The 22,204-nt window shown below is 40.7% G+C and carries 22 protein-coding genes; 9 read left to right on the top strand and 13 right to left on the bottom strand.

Annotated features, from left to right (window positions below):
* The first annotated feature begins 132 nt into the window (after window positions 1-132).
* Window positions 133-1,620, top strand: a complete 1,488-nt coding sequence (locus tag AN390_RS03445; protein WP_055252977.1) for a dipeptidase — start codon at window positions 133-135, stop codon at window positions 1,618-1,620.
* Between the two features lie 74 nt (window positions 1,621-1,694).
* Here the strand turns inward: AN390_RS03445 and AN390_RS03450 are convergent, their stop codons facing one another.
* Window positions 1,695-2,480, bottom strand: coding sequence for a putative porin (locus AN390_RS03450; RefSeq protein WP_055252978.1), 786 nt, complete (start codon window positions 2,478-2,480; stop codon window positions 1,695-1,697).
* 238 nt (window positions 2,481-2,718) lie between these two features.
* On the opposite strand from AN390_RS03450, the gene AN390_RS03455 reads away from it, so the two are divergent.
* Window positions 2,719-2,907 (top strand): 2TM domain-containing protein, encoded by a 189-nt coding sequence (locus AN390_RS03455; protein WP_024034257.1) that lies wholly within the window; start codon window positions 2,719-2,721, stop codon window positions 2,905-2,907.
* Window positions 2,908-2,965: 58 nt separating this feature from the next.
* Here AN390_RS03455 and AN390_RS03460 read toward each other — a convergent pair whose 3' ends face one another.
* The 3 genes from AN390_RS03460 to AN390_RS03465 form a co-directional block, all read right to left on the bottom strand.
* Window positions 2,966-3,403 carry an OsmC family protein gene (locus tag AN390_RS03460; protein WP_055252979.1) on the bottom strand — a complete coding sequence of 146 codons (438 nt, stop codon included), beginning with the start codon at window positions 3,401-3,403 and terminating at the stop codon, window positions 2,966-2,968.
* A gap of 147 nt (window positions 3,404-3,550) precedes the next feature.
* Window positions 3,551-3,688 carry a DUF2256 domain-containing protein gene (locus AN390_RS19565; RefSeq protein ID WP_095206725.1) on the bottom strand — a complete coding sequence of 46 codons (138 nt, stop codon included), beginning with the start codon at window positions 3,686-3,688 and terminating at the stop codon, window positions 3,551-3,553.
* Window position 3,689: 1 nt separating this feature from the next.
* Window positions 3,690-5,192 (bottom strand): cryptochrome/deoxyribodipyrimidine photo-lyase family protein, encoded by a 1,503-nt coding sequence (locus tag AN390_RS03465; protein WP_055252980.1) that lies wholly within the window; start codon window positions 5,190-5,192, stop codon window positions 3,690-3,692.
* 84 nt (window positions 5,193-5,276) lie between these two features.
* On the opposite strand from AN390_RS03465, the gene AN390_RS03470 reads away from it, so the two are divergent.
* The 4 genes from AN390_RS03470 (at window position 5,277) to AN390_RS03485 (ending at window position 10,286) form a co-directional block, all read left to right on the top strand.
* The gene (locus AN390_RS03470; protein ID WP_055252981.1) at window positions 5,277-5,885 is read left to right on the top strand and encodes a flavin reductase family protein; all 609 of its coding nucleotides are present in this window, start codon (window positions 5,277-5,279) and stop codon (window positions 5,883-5,885) included.
* A gap of 71 nt (window positions 5,886-5,956) precedes the next feature.
* A complete protein-coding gene (locus AN390_RS03475; RefSeq protein ID WP_055252982.1) occupies window positions 5,957-7,885 on the top strand; it encodes a prolyl oligopeptidase family serine peptidase in 1,929 nt (642 codons plus the stop codon).
* Window positions 7,886-8,147: 262 nt separating this feature from the next.
* Window positions 8,148-9,602, top strand: a complete 1,455-nt coding sequence (locus tag AN390_RS03480; protein ID WP_055252983.1) for an ATP-binding protein — start codon at window positions 8,148-8,150, stop codon at window positions 9,600-9,602.
* Between the two features lie 9 nt (window positions 9,603-9,611).
* A complete protein-coding gene (locus AN390_RS03485; protein ID WP_029773415.1) occupies window positions 9,612-10,286 on the top strand; it encodes a response regulator in 675 nt (224 codons plus the stop codon).
* Window positions 10,287-10,304: 18 nt separating this feature from the next.
* Here the strand turns inward: AN390_RS03485 and AN390_RS03490 are convergent, their stop codons facing one another.
* A complete protein-coding gene (locus tag AN390_RS03490; RefSeq protein WP_024034251.1) occupies window positions 10,305-11,159 on the bottom strand; it encodes a PA4780 family RIO1-like protein kinase in 855 nt (284 codons plus the stop codon).
* 254 nt (window positions 11,160-11,413) lie between these two features.
* On the opposite strand from AN390_RS03490, the gene AN390_RS03495 reads away from it, so the two are divergent.
* Together AN390_RS03495 and AN390_RS03500 are read left to right on the top strand one after the other, a co-directional pair.
* Window positions 11,414-11,689, top strand: a complete 276-nt coding sequence (locus AN390_RS03495) for an EF-hand domain-containing protein (protein WP_055252984.1) — start codon at window positions 11,414-11,416, stop codon at window positions 11,687-11,689.
* 11 nt (window positions 11,690-11,700) lie between these two features.
* Window positions 11,701-12,153 carry a hypothetical protein gene (locus tag AN390_RS03500; RefSeq protein WP_004587402.1) on the top strand — a complete coding sequence of 151 codons (453 nt, stop codon included), beginning with the start codon at window positions 11,701-11,703 and terminating at the stop codon, window positions 12,151-12,153.
* A 128-nt stretch (window positions 12,154-12,281) separates the two neighbouring features.
* Here the strand turns inward: AN390_RS03500 and AN390_RS03505 are convergent, their stop codons facing one another.
* The 5 genes from AN390_RS03505 to AN390_RS03525 form a co-directional block, all read right to left on the bottom strand.
* Window positions 12,282-13,583: an MFS transporter gene (locus AN390_RS03505; protein ID WP_055252985.1), complete on the bottom strand. Its 1,302-nt coding sequence runs from the start codon at window positions 13,581-13,583 to the stop codon at window positions 12,282-12,284.
* Between the two features lie 4 nt (window positions 13,584-13,587).
* Window positions 13,588-15,528: a bifunctional diguanylate cyclase/phosphodiesterase gene (locus tag AN390_RS03510; RefSeq protein ID WP_055252986.1), complete on the bottom strand. Its 1,941-nt coding sequence runs from the start codon at window positions 15,526-15,528 to the stop codon at window positions 13,588-13,590.
* Window positions 15,529-15,673: 145 nt separating this feature from the next.
* A complete protein-coding gene (gene yghU, locus AN390_RS03515; RefSeq protein WP_055252987.1) occupies window positions 15,674-16,513 on the bottom strand; it encodes a glutathione-dependent disulfide-bond oxidoreductase in 840 nt (279 codons plus the stop codon).
* Between the two features lie 90 nt (window positions 16,514-16,603).
* Complete coding sequence (locus AN390_RS03520; RefSeq protein ID WP_055252988.1) at window positions 16,604-17,185, bottom strand: rhomboid family intramembrane serine protease; 582 nt, start codon at window positions 17,183-17,185, stop codon at window positions 16,604-16,606.
* Between the two features lie 104 nt (window positions 17,186-17,289).
* Complete coding sequence (locus AN390_RS03525) at window positions 17,290-17,973, bottom strand: type 1 glutamine amidotransferase domain-containing protein (protein WP_029773419.1); 684 nt, start codon at window positions 17,971-17,973, stop codon at window positions 17,290-17,292.
* Between the two features lie 164 nt (window positions 17,974-18,137).
* Here AN390_RS03525 and AN390_RS03530 point away from each other — a divergent pair, with 164 nt between their 5' ends.
* Complete coding sequence (locus AN390_RS03530) at window positions 18,138-19,061, top strand: LysR family transcriptional regulator (RefSeq protein WP_055252989.1); 924 nt, start codon at window positions 18,138-18,140, stop codon at window positions 19,059-19,061.
* 12 nt (window positions 19,062-19,073) lie between these two features.
* Here the strand turns inward: AN390_RS03530 and AN390_RS03535 are convergent, their stop codons facing one another.
* The 3 genes from AN390_RS03535 to AN390_RS03545 form a co-directional block, all read right to left on the bottom strand.
* The gene (locus AN390_RS03535; protein ID WP_055252990.1) at window positions 19,074-19,808 is read right to left on the bottom strand and encodes a dienelactone hydrolase family protein; all 735 of its coding nucleotides are present in this window, start codon (window positions 19,806-19,808) and stop codon (window positions 19,074-19,076) included.
* Between the two features lie 77 nt (window positions 19,809-19,885).
* Entirely contained in the window at window positions 19,886-21,217 is a 1,332-nt protein-coding gene (locus tag AN390_RS03540) for a glycerophosphodiester phosphodiesterase family protein (protein WP_055252991.1), read from the bottom strand.
* A 55-nt stretch (window positions 21,218-21,272) separates the two neighbouring features.
* The gene (locus tag AN390_RS03545; RefSeq protein WP_055252992.1) at window positions 21,273-22,136 is read right to left on the bottom strand and encodes a carboxylate/amino acid/amine transporter; all 864 of its coding nucleotides are present in this window, start codon (window positions 22,134-22,136) and stop codon (window positions 21,273-21,275) included.
* Window positions 22,137-22,204: the final 68 nt, after the last annotated feature.

Below are 22,204 nucleotides of genomic sequence, written 5' to 3' on the forward strand. Positions count from 1 at the left end.
GTTGTAACCCTGCCGCAAAGGTCTATTTAATACTATTGCTTGGCGGTATAATTTAGCTTTAATACCAATTTAATTATTTAAGCGATTTATTATTGCGCATTGGTAGTAATGATTCATACAAAAGGATACGTTTTGAAAAAGTTAGCTTTGCTTTGCAGTGCTTTATTTGCTTTTAGCGCACATGCACAATTACATACAAATATTGATAGTGTTGCCGATTACGCTGTTAATACTTATCAACAATCACAAATTCACACGTTAACTAATTTAGTGGCTTTTCCTACGGTAAATAAAGAGTCGATACCCGCGCCACAAAATCCTGACTTTATTAATTTCAAATCTGTATTAAAAATGAAAGCTGCAGAGCTTGGGTTTGATTACCAAGACCTAGGCTACACCGTGCTTATAGGCATGGGAGATCAAAACGAAAAGGTTACCGTTGTAACCCACGGAGACGTACAACCTGCCAATGCCAGTAAGTGGAAGCAAAGCCCATTTATTATTGATACCTCAGAGCCTGGCAAATTAGTCGGGCGCGGTACCGAAGACGACAAAGGCGCAATAGCCACCGCACTATACGCCATGAAAGCGATTAAAGATAAAGGCATAGAGCTTGATAACCGCATAGAGCTGATGATTTACCTAGCGGAGGAATCTGACTGGGGCCCGCTTACAGAATTTATGAAAACCTACGAGCAGCCCAAATACGCCGTAACCATTGATGCATCATACCCAGTTGTAGTAGCCGAGAAAGGCTGGAGCTTAATTGCTCCTACTTTTAATGCTACCTCAAAACAAACCGGTATGTATGTGAGTGATTTAGCGGGTGGCGCGTTTAAAAGCCAAATACCAGAAGATGCAAGCTTAGTGCTACATAACGCAAGCGTTGTAGTTATTAACTCATTAAAAGCTAAAGCTAAAACACTTAGTGAAGTTGAGTTTAACTTTGAAGAGCAAGGTGAAGGCTTAAAAATAACTGTAAAAGGGGTGTCAGCGCACTCATCAGAGCCAGAGTCGGGCGTTAATGCTATTGCACACCTGAGCGAGCTATTTAAAAACGTAGCACTTGAAAATAATAGCGATGGCCAGCTTATAAAATTTGTAAATCAATTAATTGGTTTAGATATTCATGGTAAGCAATTTGGTAATATTGCCTACGAGCACGAATTCATGGGCCCAATGAGCGTAGCCCCAACCGTAATTGAACGCGATGGTAACGCACTAACGTTAGCCATTAACGCACGCCGCCCAGTTGGTAAAGATGAAAACCTACTTAAAGCGCAAATAAACAGTGCGATTAAGGAATGGGAAACGGTAAATAACGTAACGCTTACTAAAGTCGAGACCATTATTGGTACACCCATGCTGTTAGATAACGCGCCGCACGCACAAAAGCTGCTTGATATTTTTAAACATTTTACAGGTGATGAAAAAGCTGACTTTGTATCAATAGGTGGCGGCACTAACGCAAAATTATTTGATAATGCCGTATCGTTTGGCCCTTCAATGCCAGGCAAACGTTATACCGGCCACTCAGAGCATGAATTTATTACGCTTGAGCAATTAGCGCTTAATTTACGTATGTATACCGCAATGATGATAGAGCTAGGTAATATGTAAGTTATAGCTGTTTTAATATAAAAGCCGCCTTATTTAGCTGAAGTGACTCCAACAAGGCGGCTTTTTTGTATTTACTAAAACTGAGCTACAAAACTGAGATTGTATATATCGTAGTCATCGTTATCGGTGTAATTAGCTGTAAAATAGTAGTTATCGTTAATAAAGTATTTACCTTCAACAACTAAATCTGAGTCGTATAAACCAACGCCAACTGCAACATGCTTATTAAAGTAATAATTTGCCAACACATTAAAAATTGAATCATCGCCAGCATCGAGATAGTCAGCATTTATAGTAAAGTAGCGTTCATCGTAAAGGTGAGCAAAGTAACGTGATGATAAGTCCCACGATTCTATTTCATCATCCGTCTCAACAGTAAAACCAATGTAGTCGGTATCATTAATTTGGTGATTATATTGCGCTTTAAACAAATAAACTGTGTCACCATATTCGTAATCTACCATGCGTGCAGATACTTTTAACGAATCAGCAAATAAGTAACCTATGCCAAGTGAATAGGTATCAGTATCGCCAATATTAGGCAGCTCTATGGTTGCAAAAGCATTACCGTAAAAGCCTTCTCCAAAGATCCCTTTTCTACTAAAACCATCTGAATTAAAGTAATTTAAGCCTATATTACTATCTGTATCTAGGTAGCCATAATCATCCCACACTCCCGAGCTTTGTTGCTCTTCAAAGTAATAATGCGTAGATAATCCGTACACATTATCGCTGTAATAGCGTGAATCTATTTTTGCGTAGTTGATTGTATTAAACCATTGCTTTGATGCTGATTGTTCAGCGTTTACTGACGCTGTACAGCTAAGTGCAAGCAAAGAGAGTGGCATTAAGTAGCGCATAAGCATCCTTTCTTATAATTAAATAGGTGTATCTAGAAAAGGTATTGTATTAAATACTCTTTAAAATACATTTAAATAATTGTAAGTAACTGTATGTTTGTATAAGGATTTGTAGAGATGCGCTTGAAGGGGCTGCTATAAATTTATGACTAATGTCATATTAACTGATGACAAATAGCACCTTTCAGGCTTAAAAATTAAGGCAATAATAACCTTACATTTTAAGAGGAGAGCAAACATGAATACACCAGCATTTTTTGATAATTTAAAACGTTACTTTGTGGCTTTGGTATTTTTGACCGCGATAAACTTAATTACATCGCCAAATAATTTATGGGTAGTTTGGCCTGCTTTAGGGATGGGCATTGCATTGCTAAATGAGTTATTAAATTCAAATAACTCAAAAAGAGTTAGGGATGAGTGTTAAGCCAAGTAACAGGTTACCTGGCTTAACGCGTAAAACCGTAAGGTTTAAAAATTACGTTTTATGCGGTTGAGTCGAGCGTTGCGTTTAGGGAGATTTCGGTATTAAGTAGCTTTGAAATAGGGCAGCCTTTTTTAGTTTGCTCACACAGTGCCTGAAATTGCTCATTGGCTATGTCACTAATACGTGCTTTTACTTCAAGCGCTATATGGGTGACTGCAAAGCCGTCATCAACCTCATCAAGGCTTACGGTGGCTTTAGTATCAATTTTATCGGCTTTAAAACCGGCATCGCCAAGAGCAAGCGAAAGCGCCATACTAAAGCAGGCACTGTGCGCAGCTCCCACTAATTCTTCTGGGTTAGAACCAGGCTCGTCTTCAAAGCGAGTATTAAAACCAAATGGTTGTTTATCAAGTGCGCCGCTTTGTGTAGAAATACTGCCTTTACCTGTTTTAATATCGCCTGACCAGGTTGAGTTTGCCGTTTTTTTAATCGTCATTATCTTCTCCTTGCGTTGCATGTAAGCTTTTCAGGCTGAGTAAGTGCTATTTACATAAAACACCTAAATACAGCCTTAAAAGCCGAGTTATTCATACCATTGCAAAATAGACGCCAGCTCACGCATAGCATAAAGGATTAATACCTTTTACTTTTTATTACGTTTACAGCGCTCTGAGCAGTAAATAACGTTATCCCAATCGCGCTGCCACTTTTTACGCCACGCAAAAGGCTTGTTGCAAACAGGGCACATTTTTTGTGGTAAGTAACTTTTTTTATGTGCCATATTAATTACTTTTTGCGGTGTTTTTTTGTGTGCGAGTAAGCCCTACATGCTTTTTTAATATGTTAGGAATTGCACGTTTAACATCGGCGCGCTCGCGGTATTGCCATAAACGTTTGCGCGCTTGTTTGGAGGCTTGAGTTAAATCAAGCATGGGCTCGGGGTAGTCTTCACCAAGTTTAAAGTCGTTAAACAGCGCTTCCATTGGTGTTTGTTGCCAAGGCTCGTGTAAATATTCTGTCGGCAGCTTTTCAAGTTCGGGGCACCATTTTTTAATAAAGGCGCCGGTTGGGTCTTGATCTTCAGATTGCTTAATTGGGTTGTAATGTCTAATGGTGTTAATACCCGTAACTGAGGCCTGCATTTGTATTTGTGGGTAATGAATGCCAGGTTCAAAGTCTAAAAAGTAATTTGCCAAAGGTAAGCTTGCCTGCTGCCAGCTTATATTTAAATGATGCGTTACAAAGCTAACCAGCATAGCGCGCATTCTAAAATTAATATAGCCCGTGGTTTTTAAGCAGCGCATACAGGCATCAATAATAGGTATACCCGTTTGGCCTTGTGCCCAGCGCTCAATATCGTGTTGTACGTTGTCATCGTTTCTATATGGGAACTGATGATACCCCGCATTGAGCGCTTTAAATTCCATCGTACTCTCACTTTCAAACTTTTGCATAAAATGGCAGTGCCAATGCAAACGCGATACAAATGCAGCAAGCGGGCGCTTCCATCCTTTTTTGCTTGGGTGTTTTGCATGGTATGCATCAATAGCCATTTGATAAACCTGTTTAAGGCTAATATTACCCCACGCTAAATAAGGAGAAAGCCTAGAGCAATGAATACGGCTTAAGCTGGGGCTAGATATGCCTTTTTGATATCCCTTACCGCGCTCAGCAAAAAAGCTTTGCAATATTGTGTGCGCAGTTAAAGGTCCACCTACTTGAAAGTTGTCGTCATTTTGCGTGTAGCTGTCGGGCAATTTAGGTGTTTGGTAGTTATTAAGTGTAATGGTTTTTATGTTTTTCCAATTAGGAATAGCAATAGGGGCCTGCATTGTTTGTTGCCAGCGTGCGTTCCAATCTTTACGGTTTTTTTTGCCACGAATAACGCCGCCCGTTTGTGACTCAAGCCAGTTAACTTTGTTAGCTTTACACCATATAGCCACGGCTTTATCGCGCTCAAAAGTATTGTTTAAGCCAATTTCTTGATGGCTAAATATGTTTGCTATTTGGTATGTTTGATTAAGCGTGTTTAACAGTGTCAGCATGTCTTGGTTAAAAATATACAGCGTTGCTTTGTAGCGAGTTAGCTGCTGATTTATTTCGCCTATTGATTGATAAACAAAACGCCAATGGCGCGCATTATAATGTGCATCCTCAAGCATTAGTGGCTCAAAGTTGTATAGCAGTAACGTGGGTAAATCATCACTAAATGCATTTTTAAGTGGTTGATGGTCGCTAAGGCGTAAATCGCGTTTAAACCACACTATGTTTATTTTTTCGCGCATATTTAAAAAAGTGGCTGCAGTTATGAAATACTGTACGCAATACAGCGCTTTTACGATTTGCAGTACGACGTATAAAGGAAAATTATGTTTTTAGATTTAACGCAATACACGCAGCACAATGTTTACTCGTATTTAGTGGGGGGTATTAGCCCACGGCCTATTGCTTGGGTAAGCACACTTAGTAAGGAGGGGGTTGCTAATATTGCCCCGTACTCTTTTTTTACAGTGGCCAGCTGTAACCCGCCAGTGCTGAGCGTGACCCAAGTAAACCCACGCGACAAAGCCAATAAAGACACGCTTTTAAACCTTCAAGCCACTAACAACTGCGTGGTTAATATTGTTAGTGAAGAGCTAGTAGAAAAAATGAATCAAAGCTGCGCTAATTATCCACATAATGTGAGTGAATTTGAGGCGGCAAATATTGAAACAATCGCCAGTACACACGTAACATCCCCAGGCGCCGCAGCGGCTAAAGTAAGATACGAGTGCACCTTAAGAGACGTTATTCAGATAAGCGACGAACCCGGTGGCGGCAAGGTTATGCTACTCAACGTGGTGGGAATTTATATTGACGATAACGTGTTAGTGAATGGCTATATAGATCCCACGCGATTAAACAGCGTAGGTAAAATGGGTGGAGACTACTTTAGCTCTACTAAAGATAAATTTGTACTAAAGCGGCCACAATTGTAAAATAACAAATTAACTTTATACACTTACTGTTAACTCATTAAGCGTTACTTATAAAAACAAATGGATATTGAATGTCTAAACTTTACCTCACTTTAGTATTTGCCCTACTTAGTTTTAGCTGCCTATCAGCCTCTGATAAAAAGCTACCCATAGAAGCGTTTGCAGGCTTAAAAAGCATAAGCCAAGTTAAGCTCTCACCAGATGGAAATAACATTGCGTATGTTAGAAACCTTGATGGCGATTTAGTTTTAATGGTGCAAAGCCTTACAACAGGCAAGGGCAAGCCGATTATTAAATCGGATAACCACACTGTATTTTTTGACTGGTTTAGTTGGGCAAATAATGATGTGTTGTTATTGGGCGCACGATACATTAAATATCAATTTGGTGGGGTTAAGTATGCGTCTACATTAATGTATTCGTATAATCTAAATGATGATAAAGGAATAAAACTGGCGTTTAGAGCAAACAACACGCGTGATGAAAAGCAGCCTCAGTTTTCTGACCGAATTATTAGCTTTTTACCGGAGCAAGAAAATAAAATACTCGTGCAGGGCGATTTTAAAATAGCCAATACCCCAGCTGTGTATGAACTTGACCTAACCACTTTACGCAAAAAACAAATACAACGTGCTCGTGCAGATGTAACCAGTTGGTTTGCTGATAGACAAGGCAAGGTTCGTATTGCTAAAAAAATGGATGAAACACAATTTACTTACGAGCTGTACAATGAGCAAAATGAGTCGTGGCAAACACTATTTAGCTACGAAGTATTTAGTGAGCAAAGCATTTCGATACTTGGCTTTGATAAAGATCCTAACTTTTTATACATCACTGCGCTCCATGAAGGGCGTGATGCATTATTTAAGCTTAATCTAACAACTAACAAACGTGAGCTCATTTTTAGCGACGACAAGTACGATGTCGATGGCGATATTTTTTACTCACGTAAAACTGGCGAAGTGGCAGGCTTTACGCATTCGCATTTAGAAGATGGTATTGCGTATTGGGATGAAGACTTAGACAAGCTACATCGCTCTTTACGAGCATCATTACCTAAAGATTCATTTGAAATGGATATTGTTAGCACCAGCGACGATCAGCAAAAATATGTACTTTATGTCAGCTCAGATAAAACATCAGGCGCCTATATGTTAGGTGACAGAAAGCGAGGTGATTTAACATTTTTTGCAGACGTTTACCCACACATTAACGAAAGCGTATACGCCGGTAAAGAGCGCATTAGCTATAAAGCACGTGACGGGCTTATTATAGAAGGCTACTTAACGCTGCCTGTTGGCTATGAGAAAGGCGATAAGTTACCCACTATTATATTTCCACATGGTGGGCCTATGGCGCGAGACTATGCAGGCTTTGACTATTGGACTGCGCTACTGGCATATAATGGTTATGCCGTGTTACAGCCTAACTTTCGTGGCTCAAGTGGTTATGGTTATGACTTTTTAATGCAGTCGATCCAAGGTTTTGGTTTAGCCATGCAAGATGACTTACAAGATGGAGCTAACTGGTTAATAGACCAAGGGATTGCTCAGCCAGATAAAATTTGTATTGGTGGCGCAAGCTACGGTGGATACGCCGCCTTAATGGCTGTTATTAAACACCCTGAAACATTTAAATGTGCGGCAAGTTTTGCAGGGGTAACTGACCTTGAGCATATTGTGAGTAAAGCCCGACACTTTACAAATAAAGACATAGTACGAAAACAGTTTGGAACAAATAGCGATAAGCTAGAGGCCAATTCGCCGGTCAATTTTGCTAAATCAATTAACAAACCTGTTTTACTTGTGCATGGTAGCGACGACAGTGTTGTCCCTATTTACCATAGTAGAGAAATGGAAGATGAACTAGATGACGAAGATAAAGATGTTACTTACATTGAGCTAGAAGATGGCGATCATTACTTGTCTTATCAGCCGCATAGAATTAAAACGTTACAAGCGTTTCTCGATTTTTTTGATAAGCATTTAAAAAACGATTAATAACAAAGGCGACTTAGGTCGCCTTTTTTGAGCTTAATTTTTTATATAATGCACATTGTTTGCACTTTTACTTGTTAACGTTATACGTTGTTATTAAAGGCGCTATTTATAAGTCGCTATAATAGAACACGCAATTAATACAATTGTTATTACAGGCTATTCTTTAAAGTGCTTAGAGCTTTTAAAAATACGTTTTAGCAGTAAAAAAATACGCAATAAATAACAGCTCAAATGCTTTTAGAGTCAGGTTTATAAAAAATAAATGAAAATTCATAACAAACTTTTTTTAATATTATTTAGCTTCACCTTTAGCATTATTGCGGGGCTAGTTGTGCTTATTCAGTACAGTATTGGCCAAGGTATTATTGATTTTGTAAACGCCAAAGAAGTAAAAGCATTAGAGCCATTAGCGGTACAGCTGGCTAATAAATACGCGCAAACTCCCTCGTGGGATAAAATTATAGGTAACGATCAGCGCTTTTTAAGGTTGGTTGAATCGCAATTGCAATCAAGCCAGTTTTTACCTAGTTTACGCGATATGCCACAGCGCCCAGAAATTCGCGGCGAACGCAGACCCAGACCCCCACAGCATATGGCGCAACGAGATCGACGCCCACCGCCCGAGCATGCCGCGCACTATGCACTACTTGATGAAAACCAGCAGCGTATTTTTGGTAAATTATTTGAGGATTTAAAGTACATTAAAACGCCCATAGAGCTTGAAGGTAAAACAATTGCTTACCTTGCTGTTTCAAAAAGGAAAAGCCTAGCAGATGGGTACGAGCTGGATTTTTTAAAGCAACAAACTAACTATTTATGGCTTATTGCGTTAACCGCAGGGCTACTTACCTTACTGTTGTCTTTTTTACTGGCAAGGCATTTAGTTGGCCCTGTAAAGCAAATTGCCAGTGGTATGCATAAGCTAACCAAAGGGCAGTACAGCACCAAACTTTTATTAGATAGAAAAGACGAGCTGGGCCAGCTTAGTGAAGATTTTAACACCTTGGCCTTTACGCTCGCTAAAGATGAGCAAGTACGTAAACGCTGGTTAGCTAATATTTCTCATGAACTAAGAACGCCCATGAGCATTTTACTCGGTGAGCTCGAAGCTATGTTGCTTGGGATACGTGAACCAAACAATAAAAATATTAGTTCTGCTAACGATGAAGCGCTGCATTTAAAGCGCTTGATTGACGACCTACACATGTTAAACAGCGCAGAACTAGGCGGCATGCATTACACCATGCAACCTACCGACGTAGGCTTTTTACTTAACTCCATAGAGCAGAAGTATCACGTTATTTTTGAGCAGCACGCTATTAATTTTTACCTTCTTAATAGTGCTAACAACACCACAGTAAACGCAGATAAAACACGTATACTGCAATTACTAGATAATATCTTAATGAATGCGGTGCATTATGCCCAGTGCTCAACTATTTCTTTAAGTGCCAATAACGTAAATATTAAAGGCCAAGCCTATTTAGAGCTTATAATAGAGGACAACGGGATAGGCGTTGAGCAAACGCATTTATCGCACTTGTTTGAATATTTATACCGTGTAGACAGCTCTCGCAATCGCCAAGAGGGTGGCTCTGGTTTAGGTTTGTCTATTTGTCAGCATATTGTTAAAGGTCATAATGGCGAAATATCAGCCGTAAAAGCCAGTATTGGCGGGCTTGGCATTGTTATTAAATTACCCTTATTAGTTCAGTAGAGGATAAATATGAGTGAGCAAATACTCATTGTTGAAGATGAAATAAAACTTGCCAATTTAATGAGCGACTTTTTAACAAGTCATCATTATCAAACGCACCTTATTCATCATGGTGATGAAGTACTTAGCTGGCTTGAAAGTAATAAGCCAAGTGTTATTTTATTAGATATTATGTTGCCAGGGCAAAGCGGTATAGAGCTGTGCAAAGCGATAAGAAAGTTCTCTAATGTGCCCATTATTATGGTTTCGGCAAAGGTGGAGGAGATTGACCGGTTACTCGGACTTGAACTGGGCGCCGATGACTACATTTGTAAACCGTTTAGTTATGCTGAGCTGGTGGCGCGAGTAAAAGCAATTTTAAGGCGTGTGAATACCACAAAAGAGCCGGTAAATAATGCCATGACACTGGATGAAAGTACTTACAGTGTAAACTATAAAAATAGCAGTATAGAACTAACTAATTTTGAATTTCAGCTATTTAAGCCCTTGTATTCCAACCCTAACAGAATCTATTCACGCGATAGCTTAATGGACACCATGTACGCAGACCAACGCATAGTTAGCCACCGTACTATAGACAGCCACATAAAAAAGTTACGTAAAAAGCTTGATGAAGTAACGCAAACCGACAGCGTTATTCAGTCGGTTTACGGTGTGGGCTATCGGTTTGTTCACCCTCAATAGCTAAACGTGAGCGCAGTTTTACTCATCGTCAGCGTTTTTAATACGCTCTAAACGGTCGAACTCTTCGTATTCGGCCGCTTGTATTTCATCGAGTACCGCATCTACGTCTGCAGATTCGTTACTGTCTTCAAATTCTCCGCTGAGCACAGTGTTTGGCGTTAAGCTAGCCTCTTCAAACAGTGCCCACATTTCTTTAGCGTAATGGGTGTTTAATAGGCTAGGTGCAAACTGCGCATAATAACGGCGTATGTTGTTTACATCGCGCGTAAACATTGCTTGCGCACTGTTATTGGCTGCGGCGTTTACAGCTTGCGGAAGGTCAATAATTACAGGCCCTTTACTATCAACAAGTACGTTAAATTCTGATAAGTCACCGTGGATAATACCAGCGCACAGCATTAATTTAATATAATGAACCATCATACTGTACTGCTCAATAGCATCTTGCTGTGTAAGGGTTACATGCCCTAACTGTGGAGCAACATCACCGTCTTCATCGCACACAAGCTCCATTAACAACACGCCATCAATACAGTAATAAGTATCAGGAACTCTGACGCCAGCGCGTGATAAACGTGAAAGCGCGTCTACTTCTGCATTTTGCCAAATTTCTTCTTCTAGTTGCCGCCCATAACTAGAGCGTTTACCCATGGCGCGGGCTTGGCGTCCGCCTCTTACTTTTCGGCCTTCTTGATACTGAGCTGCCTTTTTAAAGCTGCGTTTAACGGCATCTTTGTAGACTTTAGCACAGCGAATTTCGCCACCGCTGCGTACCACAAATACATCCGCTTCTTTACCGCTCATTAAGCGACTTATCACTTCATCAATTAGGCCATCATCAACGAGTGGCTGGAGGCGTTTAGGTATTTTCACTGCGATACAACTAGAAAAATTGGAAGATTAAACATGTATGTTAATAAGTCCTTAGTATGTTAGCTCTCAAAACAGGTGTTGAAAGTGGTTTTAAGTAATTAGTTATCACAATAACCGAAATACCGAATAAGGTAAAAATAACATGATAAAAATCGGATTTATTTTTATTTCCTTATTGTTTGCACAATGTTTGCGTTTTTTAAGCGTACTTTATATTCATACCCTTTATTAATATTTAACCCAAGGTGACCACGATGAAGCATTTTTCTACTTTTGCCGTTGCTGCATTATTATCAATGGCTTTTTCAGCCAATGTTGCAGCCAGAGGCGGTGATAACCCACCACCTAAACCTGACTTTTCAAGCATAGATGCAGATGGTGACGGTGTGATTAGCCTTGCAGAATTTAGCGAAAGTGCGCCACCGCAAGGCGATGCGCAAACTATATTTGACGAAATAGATGCCGATGGGAATGGCGAAATTAGCGAACAAGAATTAAGTGAACACAAGCCACCACGCCGCTCACGTTAAGGGAGAAAAATATGATCAACAGTATTGGTAGTTCAGCGAGTTTTATGACTCAACAATCTAGCCAAGTAAGCGCTTTAACTTCAGAGCAAACTGAGTTTGTTAAAGAAACACTTGCAGAATTTGATGCACAAAACCTAAGTACGGAAGATGCGCAAAGTATTCAAGCCGCATTTGAAGAGCAGGGGATCTCGCCTACAAAAGAGTTGGCTGATTTAATGAGCGAACTTGATTTTGACGCTAAAAGTATTGGCGATGCAGGACGCCCTGAAGGGCAGCGCCCGCCACCGCCGCCGCAAAACTCGCTAGAATCTGTTGATACTGACGAAGTGGTTAGCTACTTAGATGAGTTATTAACTGAGTATTCAAGCCAGCTATCTGATGAAGATAAAGAATCAATTCTTTCATCGGTACAAGAAAAATTTGGTTTAAGTGAAGGTGATTCACTGCTAAATGTAACTGCTTAGGTGTTATAACTTGAGGTAAAGCTGACTGTTTATCCTTAGGTCTTAAGTCCAAAGCCCGGCAATTATTTTGTTGGGCTTTTTTAATATACCAATTCGCTTAATTGGTCACGTATTATTGCGCATTGGTATTACTCCGCTTGAGGCAAAAAAATCGCGCTAATAGCACCTAACAAACCGAGCAGGCTATACAACAAAATAAGCTGTGCGGTTGATAAAAATGCTTCTAAAAGCCCTATACTGCCTAACATTAAAAGCAAAATGCCAATTACAGTATTACTAACCGACACGTAATCAGTGCGTTTATTGCCTTGTGCCATATCCACTAAATAGGTTTTACGCCCGAGCCGTACGCCTTGATGAGCAATGCAAAGCAAAAAATAAAAACCAGGTATTACCCAAGCATATTCAAACAGCTGGCTATACCATGTGGCTATTACAAACACGCTCACGCCGTTTATGGTGACAAGTAACGCACTGATCACAAGCACCTTTTGGCTAGAAAAATCGCTGAGCCTTCCCCATATTGGCCCAGAAATTAAACTTGCTAAGCCAGACACGGCTAAAAATACTGCCAATAATGAAAATTCAAACTGCTGAGAGCTTGCTAAAATAATATAAAAAGGCGCGCTTAGGGCTGAGCAAAGTAAAAAGGCGCGGGTAATTACAAAGTGTGCAAATTGTTTATCTTGATAAAGCAGCTTTAATTTACTTAGCGCATTTAAAAAGCCATTTTTACCGCCTTGTGTCGCCCCTTTGTATTCGTTTATGCGGCTATAAAAAAGTGCAGCAACAACCCACAAAACAGCGCCTAAACACAGCGCAATTAATACCGTATTTTGCTCTTTTTGCCCCGAAAAAAACCACATCATTAAACCAAAAGTGAGTGTTGCAAAGCCAGCAATACTTGCCGCTAGGCCACTAATATTGCCCCGCTTTTTTTTAGGAATAACTTTACCTAATACATCTTTAGCGGCAATAGAATTAAACCCGCGGGCGAGGCTAAAGAGCACCAGCAGAGCTAAAATTGCATAGCCAGCCTGAGCGCCTTCTAGCACAAATGAAACACCAACCATAGCGCCAATACATACCGCTTGGGCAAATGCACCACAAACCCATACCCACTTTCTTACTGAGAGTTTACGGATAATATTGGCTATCGCTAATTGTGGTAATAAAGAGCCCGATTCTCTTATAGGCACCAGCCACGCTATAAACGCGCTTGGTACGTTTAAGCTTTGCATTAACCAAGGCAGAGTGACTTTAGGGTTGAGGAGGGCATCGGCAAATTTACTAAAAAGCTGACTTGTTAATAAAAGAATAAAGTTACCGGCCACTTCTTTGCAGTCATCTTCGTTTATGTCTTTACAGGCGCGTGCGTCTTCATCGTTGTTAAGGCGTTTATAGACTTGCTCTTTAGTGAGTTTTTTCATACTGCTAGCTACACAATTTGTTTTGCTCTTTGAGGTACGAATCTACAAAGTGTTGTTCCATAGGTTTAGAAAAGTAATAACCTTGTAGGTGAGACACGCCAATTTCTTTTAACATGTTGGCTTGCTCTAGGGTTTCTACACCTTCAGCGACTACTATAAAATCAAGTGTTGAGGCCATTTGCACAATCGCATGAATTATACTTAAGCCTCGCTTATCCATATTTTGAATGAAACTTTTATCTATTTTTACTATGTCTACACCAATATCTAACATGCTCGACAAGGATGAGTACCCAGTACCAAAGTCGTCAATAGAAATACAAAACCCTTGTTTTTGCAGTTCTTTTACTGCTGCTAAAAAGGTGAGCTTATCCTCAGCAAACACAGATTCAGTGATTTCAAGGTGCAGGTTTTCTGGCTTTACACCGTATTGATCAACGATATTTACAACCTTAGTGACAAAATCAGGGTCTTGAAGTTGTATTACAGATACATTAACGCTCACAGCAATAGGGGGTTGTACGTTTTTAAACGTGCAAGCTTGCACACACGCTTGCTCAATAACCCATAAGCCAAGTTCGGTTATGAGGTTGTATTGCTCGGCAATGGCAATAAATTCATCAGGAAATATCGCTTCGTCATTTAATTGCCAGCGTAAAAGTGACTCAAACGAGGTCACCTTCGCTGTTTGGCTATCCACAATAGGCTGAAACACTAACCGCAAGCCGTTGTCTTTTATTGCACTTGCCAAGCGCTTACTGAGCAATTGTTCACGTTCTTGTTGGCGTTTTAAGTCATTGTTGTAGATATTTACGCAGCCTTTGGCAATACGTTTTTGATGGTACATGGCTAAATCTGCTGAACGAATTAACGCGCTTAAATCGCCCTCATGCTCAGGAAATAACGCTATGCCAATAGTGGCAGATACCCAGCTTTGGTATTTATATCGTTCATGCTCGGCACGAATGCTTTTAATAACCTTTTTGGCAAAATCAAATAAGTCTTGTTCATCCTCATAGGTTGTTAAAATTAAAAATTCATCTCCGCCCCAGCGGCATTTGTATAAGTGGCGGGTGCAAACGTTAGTGAGTCGTTCGGCTATTTCTTTAAGTACTTGGTCACCTACTTTATGACCCATAGAGTCATTAATTTGCTTAAAGCCATCTAGGTCTACAAAAAGTAAAGCGAGTTTTTCCTCGGGGTGATCTGCCAGTTGTTTATTTGCCACTTTTAAAAAAGCGGTACGGTTTAATAAACTTGTTAGTGGGTCAGTATTTGATAAACGGTAAATTTCTTCTGTGCGTGTTTCTACTTTGCTTTCCATTTCGTTAAGTAGTTCGCGGTTTTGATTTCGTAATTTTATGGCTGTTTGGGTAAACGTGGCCGACTTATAAGAAGAGGCGACCATAATTGCCGAAAAAGTAATCCCTAAAAAACCTAATACATAGTGGTAATAGTCATCAGATAAGGTTAGTACTATAGAGTAAGGCATTAATAAAATAATGCTGTAACACACCGAGGTAAAGCGACTACCCGAGAGCAAATTGGCTGAGCCCCCAGCAAATGCCGACAAAATAGCTATTGTGGTGGTAATTTCAACGGTGGATGAGCTTTTATGAAACCACAGTGCGTAACATGACCACGAAATCGCAGTCGCTATACACCCCACCGAAAAGCGTTTTAAAAAGCTATTTGCATTAAAAGGCTGGTTAACTCCTTTGGTGTAGTTAAAGTAAATAACATCCATTAGCCTTGCTGCTAAAACAACCAGCATGAAAAAAAGCCAAATTATTTTTTCTTGATTTGTTCTCTCATCCGTTAGGTCAAATGCAAATACAAGTACAAAGCTAACTAACGCCGAAACACCAATGCCAGATAAAGCATTAGAATATAAAAGTTTTACGGCTTCTCTGCGTTCATCACTATTTAAATTTTTATATTGCACTCATTAAAGCCTTATGAAAAGTAATGCGGGTAAAGCAGGTTAGATTTTATAAAAACACAATAATAAATATAGTTTAATGACAGGGAAATGCAGATTTTAAATAAAAAAATGCCCATAACACAATGTCTTGTTATGGGCTGTTAGATTAAAAGTCGCTGGCGTTATGTCGTTCGTGAAGTTGCTCTTCTTCAGGACCCCAGGTGCGATTAACACGTTGACCACGTTTAACAGCGGGGCGCTTTGCTATTTGCTCTGCCCAGTGCATTACATGAGTGTAAGAGGCAACATCTAAAAACTCAGCGGCGTCGTATAATTTTCCAAGCACCAACGAGCCGTACCAAGGCCAAATGGCAATGTCGGCTATAGAGTATTCACTACCCGCCATGTATTCGTTTTCACTTAAGTGGCGATTTAATACATCGAGCTGGCGTTTAGTTTCCATAGTAAAACGGTCTATTGGGTATTGCATTTTTGTTGGTGCGTAGCTATAAAAATGACCAAATCCGCCGCCTAAATAAGGCGCTGAACCCATTTGCCAAAATAGCCAATTACGGCACTCGGTCTTGGCTTTAAAATCTTTTGGGATTAGCACATCAAATTTTTCTGCCAAGTATTGTAAAATTGAACCCGACTCAAAAATGCGTGTTGGTGGCGTGGTAGAGTGATCCATTAGCGCAGGAATTTTAGAGTTTGGATTAATATCAACAAAGTCTGAGCCAAATTGGTCGCCTTCGCCAATGTTAATTAAATAGGCATCGTAGTCGGCATCGGTTAGGCCAAGCTCTAATAACTCTTCAAACATAATGGTCGCTTTTTGGCCATTAGGCGTGGCTAATGAATAAAGTTGAAACACATGCTTGCCAATGTCTAAGGTTTTGTCATGAGTGGCGCCGGCAATAGGGCGGTTAATATAAGCAAATTTACCACCACTTTCGCTGTCCCACGTCCAAACTTTAGGCGGCGTGTATTCGTGTTCATTACTCATAAATAACCTCAATTTAAAAATGTAATTAATTTATATACTCATAGATAACAAGCTGGGGGCGTAAAAAATTAATTAAAGGCAATGAAAAAATTATCGTGCTTTTAATTTATCTGCTTTGGCAAGTTTATACCCTAAAAAGAACCCACTTAATGCTCCAAAAAGGTGACTCTCGAACGAGACATGAAAGCGTTGTGGTAGCACGCCCCAAATAAATCCGCTGTAAAGCACTGCCACTACTAGGGCAATAACAATAGACTTAAACGAGCGCCTAACCACGCCATAGCACAGTATAAATCCCCATAAACCATAAATAACGCCGCTTAATCCAACATGAAAACTACTTCGACCAAAGGTCCACACTAATAGCCCGCCAATTAACGCAGTAAATATAAACACGGTATAAAAGCGTTTTACACTGTATTGGCAAATTAGCCAGCTAAGTACAGCAAAAGGCAACATGTTGCTAGCAAAGTGCCACCAGCTGCCATGTAAAAATGGGGCGCATAAAATGCCGATTAACCCTTGAACGCTGCGAGGGTAAATACCTAAACCATTAAGCGTAATGCCAGGTAAACTATTGATCACTTGTAGTATTAGGCATATAAAAACTACGCTAAATATTGCAAATCGCGTACTGGTTATCAGTGAAGATGATGATGGGGTAGTTGGCATATAAACACTTTAGTAGGATTGTTTTGTACCAGTATAGGAGTATGTTTTCGCTATTAAAAGCGATTTAATAAGCGCGGCGTTATGCGCCGCGCACAGAGGTTATTTTAACCTAGTTTAGTTAATAGTTTTTTCGCAGCAAGCTCTGAACTTGCTGGGTTTTGGCCTGTAATCACTAAACCATCTTCGAGCGCTAATACGCCCCAGTCGTCGGTTTTTTGATAATCGCCGCCTTTTTTGATTAGTTCATCTTCAACTAAAAATGGCACTACGTCTGTTAATTGCACGGCAGCTTCTTCTGAGTTAGTAAAGCCTGTTACTTTTTTACCGGCTACGAGCGCATTGCCTTGTGCATCTTTAACATTTAAAAAAGCGGCACTTGCGTGGCAAACAGCCGCTACTGGCTTTTGCTCTTTTACAAACTTTTCAATAAGTGAGATTGAATCGCTGTTATCTACTAAATCCCATAGTGGGCCGTGGCCGCCAGGGTAAAATACCGCGTCAAAGTCGCTGGCGTTTACTTCACTTAACTTTTTGGTGTTTGCCATAAGTGTTTGTGCTGCGCTGTCGTTGTCATAGCGCTTTGTTGCATCGGTTTCAAAGTCAGAAAGCGTGCTAGTAGGGTCAATCGGCGGTTGGCCACCCGCAGGGGATGCAAGTGTTACCTCTGCACCAGCATCAACAAATGCGTAGTAAGGTGCTGCAAATTCTTCTACCCAAAAACCTGTTTTTTCGCCTGTGTTGCCAAGCTCTGAATGTGAGGTAAGTACCATAAGTATTTTTTTAGCCATAACAATATTCCTTCGATTAGTGAGTAAATTAAAGCTTGGTGTTAACCAAGTTGCTGTAATAACTATATGCACTTAAAAGGATTTAAACAACGATGATAAATTTAACTTTATTGGTTTAATTATTGATACAATTATTGGGTTGAATAATCATTGGTGGGTTTGTGATGAAAGTGTCGTTTGAGCAACTTAAAAGCATGGTGGTATTTGCGCAAATTGTCGAGCAGGGCAGTTTAACCGCGGCTGCAAAGCAGTTGGGGTTAACGCGTGCGGTGGTAAGTTATCACCTTAAAAAATTAGAAACGCAATTAGAAGTTACGCTGCTAAATCGCTCAACCCGCACTATGGCGCTAACTGAGGCGGGTATTGCGTATTATGAGCGCTGTAGAGTGATCACAGAACAAGCAAACGCAGCTAATCAGCAAATAGAAAACATTAAAAGTGAGCCACAAGGAGTATTAAAAATTAGCTGCCCTGTTAATGTAGGCATGCAACTAATTGTGCCAGCAATTAATACGTTTAAACGCCAATACCCCAAAATTGAAATAGACCTGCAACTAACCGATGATGTGGTTGATATTATAAAAAACGGCTTTGATATTGCTATTCGTGGGGTCGCTTTAAGTGACTCAAACTTACAAGCCACTAAACTAACAACCATGAGTACCTGTATTTGTGGCTCAGCTGAGTATTTTGAACACTTTGGCAAACCTAAAACGCCAGCTGAATTAGCCTTGCATAAATGGGTGGTGTACCAGCTTAGCAATAAAACATTAACCCTTAGCAAAGAGGGCAAAAAATACGATGTAATACTACAAGGCGGCATAAGCACCAATAATGCCGCTGCGCGTACCGCGTTTGTAGAGGCAGGGCACGGGCTCGGGCGCATTCCGTTGTATGATGCGTGGCCTAAAGTGCAAGCAGGGCTGTTAGAAATAATTCTTGATGATTATAAAACAAAAGATATTGAGCTTTATGGTGTGTTTCCACCTGGGGCGGCAGGCTCCAAAAAGCTCAGGTTGTTTATTGATTATTTAAAAGCATATTTTGTTAAACAGCATACTGCACTGGGCATGCTAAAAAGCACGTGAAACCGCACTTAATTACAAAGTACGATTAAATAATGCAACTGCTTGTTGGTACATAGTAATTGCAAGCGCGGCATCGTAACGCTCGCCCTCATCACGCATAAACGCATGCTGTGCGTTTACTTCTTGCCAGTGATAGTTAATACCCGTGGCTACACATTGCTGGTAAATTTTACTTCGGCCTTGTTGCGGTACATGTGGGTCTTGCTTACCCCAAATAAAGTGTATTTCACCTTGGATATCAGCCATGCGTTCAAACGAATTGTTACCTGCATTAGCAGTTAAGGTATCACTATGAATATCGGTGGCGTATAAACAAAATGCGGCTTTTATGTGTGGGTTTAATGCGGCTCTGTAAGCTAAATGCCCACCAATGCACACACCCATGGCGCCTACTGTGCCAGTGCAGTAATCTTGGCTTTGTACAAAGTCGATGAGTGCTTGTGTGTCGCTGTCGTGGTGCTCAAGTGGCTTTTGCCATTTATCGGCATTGCCTTTATCTTTACCCGCGTCATCGTACGCAAGTACAGTACCAATCGGGTTTAGCTCATGAAATACCTCAGGCACTAACACAACAAAACCATGGCTTGCTAAAATAGCAGCGCTGCGCGCAATAGGCGCGGTTTGCTGAAAAATCTCCGAGTAAAAAATAATACTTGGGTATTGGCCAGCTGCTTGTGGGCGGTAAACGGTAGTACGCATTAAGCCTGTTGGGGTGGCTAGGTCGGTATTATGGTGTTGGATTATCATAAAAGCGCTCAGTTAAATAATTAATAAGGTTATGGTAACTGAGCGCAAAAAAATAAACGACCACTGATACTGGTTTTTTAAATGCTTGCAGGCATTTTATTGCAACTTGCGTAGTAGCTTACGGTCGCAGGCCAATCCGAAAATATACCCATAACCCCAACATCCTGCGCGAGTACATCAACCACCGTCATCATGTCGCCATCGTTATCGATAACATCGGCGATTGATTGATAGTAGTAGCCACCGCCCTCGTTAAGAGGCCCCGAGCGCTCAAGGCTCCATGCTATCAGTTCAAGCCCTGCAGCTTTTGCATCAATGGCGTATTGTGAGGGGACAATATTACTTTCGTTGTCTATGGTGAGCATCATCCAAATAGGGGGCGCTAATATTTTAACGCCATCGGCTACTAACTCTTCCATACTTGGTTGCCACGTTGCAGGGTTACTTGGATCAAAGCCCGCTTCGCTGTCACGGCCATCTAAATATACGCTTTGATTTGCAAAGTCGGGGTTGTTATTTATCCAATATTTCACATCATCAAGATTAAACGATTGCGGGTACACATCACTGCTTGGTACGTCCAATTGCGTGTACTCATCAAGCATTTTTTGCGCGTATTGCTGTTGTGTCATTCCCTCAAAAGGCATGCTAACTTGCGGCGATTTTAGCTCTGGGGTCATTTTTACACCCAAGCTTTTAAATAACTCAATACTTTGTTTATGGGTTACTAATGTTCCACCTGTGGCGTATAAATCGGTGCGCCAGCTGGGCGTGCCCTGCATATATTCACCAACAGTAGTGGCTTGGGTGTTGGCGCCATCCATTTTACCTTCAAGCGTTAAAAATTCGCTCAGGCTGATATCGCTTGTGCAGCATTTAGCGGTGGCAGGCGTGCCACTGGCCGCGTTAGCTGGAGTAAAAGGCACACTGCACTTAGCGGCAAGTTCAGGAATGGCTAATATATTGGTGGTGGTGTGCAAATCGCACTGAGAGTGGCGACACACGAGCTCTTTGTCGCTGGTAAAGGTTACATCGCACTCAACAATACCTGCGCCCATACGCGCCGCAGCTATATAAGACTCCTTTGTATGCTCAGGGTATTGCATTGGCGCACCACGATGACCAATAGAAAAATCTGTACGGTAAAATGGCCCATCTGTACACGATTCTAATTTTGTTTTTAAATCGCTTTGTGCCATATCTTTAATTAGGTAGTCGGCACGAGTACCTAATTGAATATCAGGCGCCTCGCCTTTTGCAACTTCAACAATTACAGGCGTCGGTACTTCAACAACCTCAACGGTGGTATTGGTAACGACTACGTCTTTTTCTACAACTTCGACATCGTCGTCGCAGCCGCTCAGTAGTGCAAGTATTACTGAGCTTGTTATTAGGGTGAGATGTTTCATGTTTGTTCCTTAACGTTATTTTATTCAACCCTAATCGCATTCAATGACAAATTAGCTACAAGGATGTGACGTTCTGTTTATTTGTCCCTATTTGATTAATTACCAGTGCCGCTAACATAATTGCACCCCCCATACTTAAGCGCATAATGTCGGCATTTTTATTCCATATAAGCACGTTAACAATAATACCGGCAGGAATAAGCACGTTGTTCATAACGGCTAATGCTCCCACATTTACTTTTGTTGCCCCTTTGTTCCATAAAAAGTAACCAAGGCCTGAGGCTACAATACCTAAATATATTAAAATACCCCACTGGGTAGGTGTACTCGGTAATTTGCTTGTATTGCCAAATAAAGCGTAGCAAGCACTCGCCACCACTAAGGCGCCAATAAAAAACCAACCAAATACGGTTTTGTCATCCAACTGATTAGTGGCCATTAAACGTTTATAAGTTACTTGTCCGGTGGCAAAACTAATATTGGCACCCTGAACCAGTAATAAACCGATGATGAAATGACTATTGAGGCTTTCCCAGCGAATAGCTACCGCGCCCAGTACGGCAATAAGCGCAACCGCAAAAAAGCGAGGGTTAAAATGCTTATTAAGTGCATCGTTTAAAAGCGTTATATAAAGCGGCGTCATAACGGTAAAGAGCAACACTTCGGGTACGCTTAAAAATAAAAAGGAGTGATAGTAAAAGCTGTACATAACACCTAGTTGCACAGCGCCTATCAGCATCAGCTTAAGTGCGAGTGGTTTTGAGGTAAGTTTAGGTTTTAAAAAGGGTAAAAAAACCAACGTGGCTAATGCAACTCGTATTAATACGCTAAACCACGCATCAACTTGGCCTGCTAGGTACACACCAATTAAACTAAATGAAAAAGCCCAAAGTAGGGTAACTGCAAATAAATAGCCCATAATTGTCGTTTTTTATAATTTATAGTGTGGCTAGTTTATCTGTTATAAACAATAAAAGCCCGCAAGCG

The organism is Pseudoalteromonas sp. P1-11 (assembly GCF_001399995.1).
Taxonomy (GTDB): domain Bacteria; phylum Pseudomonadota; class Gammaproteobacteria; order Enterobacterales; family Alteromonadaceae; genus Pseudoalteromonas; species Pseudoalteromonas atlantica.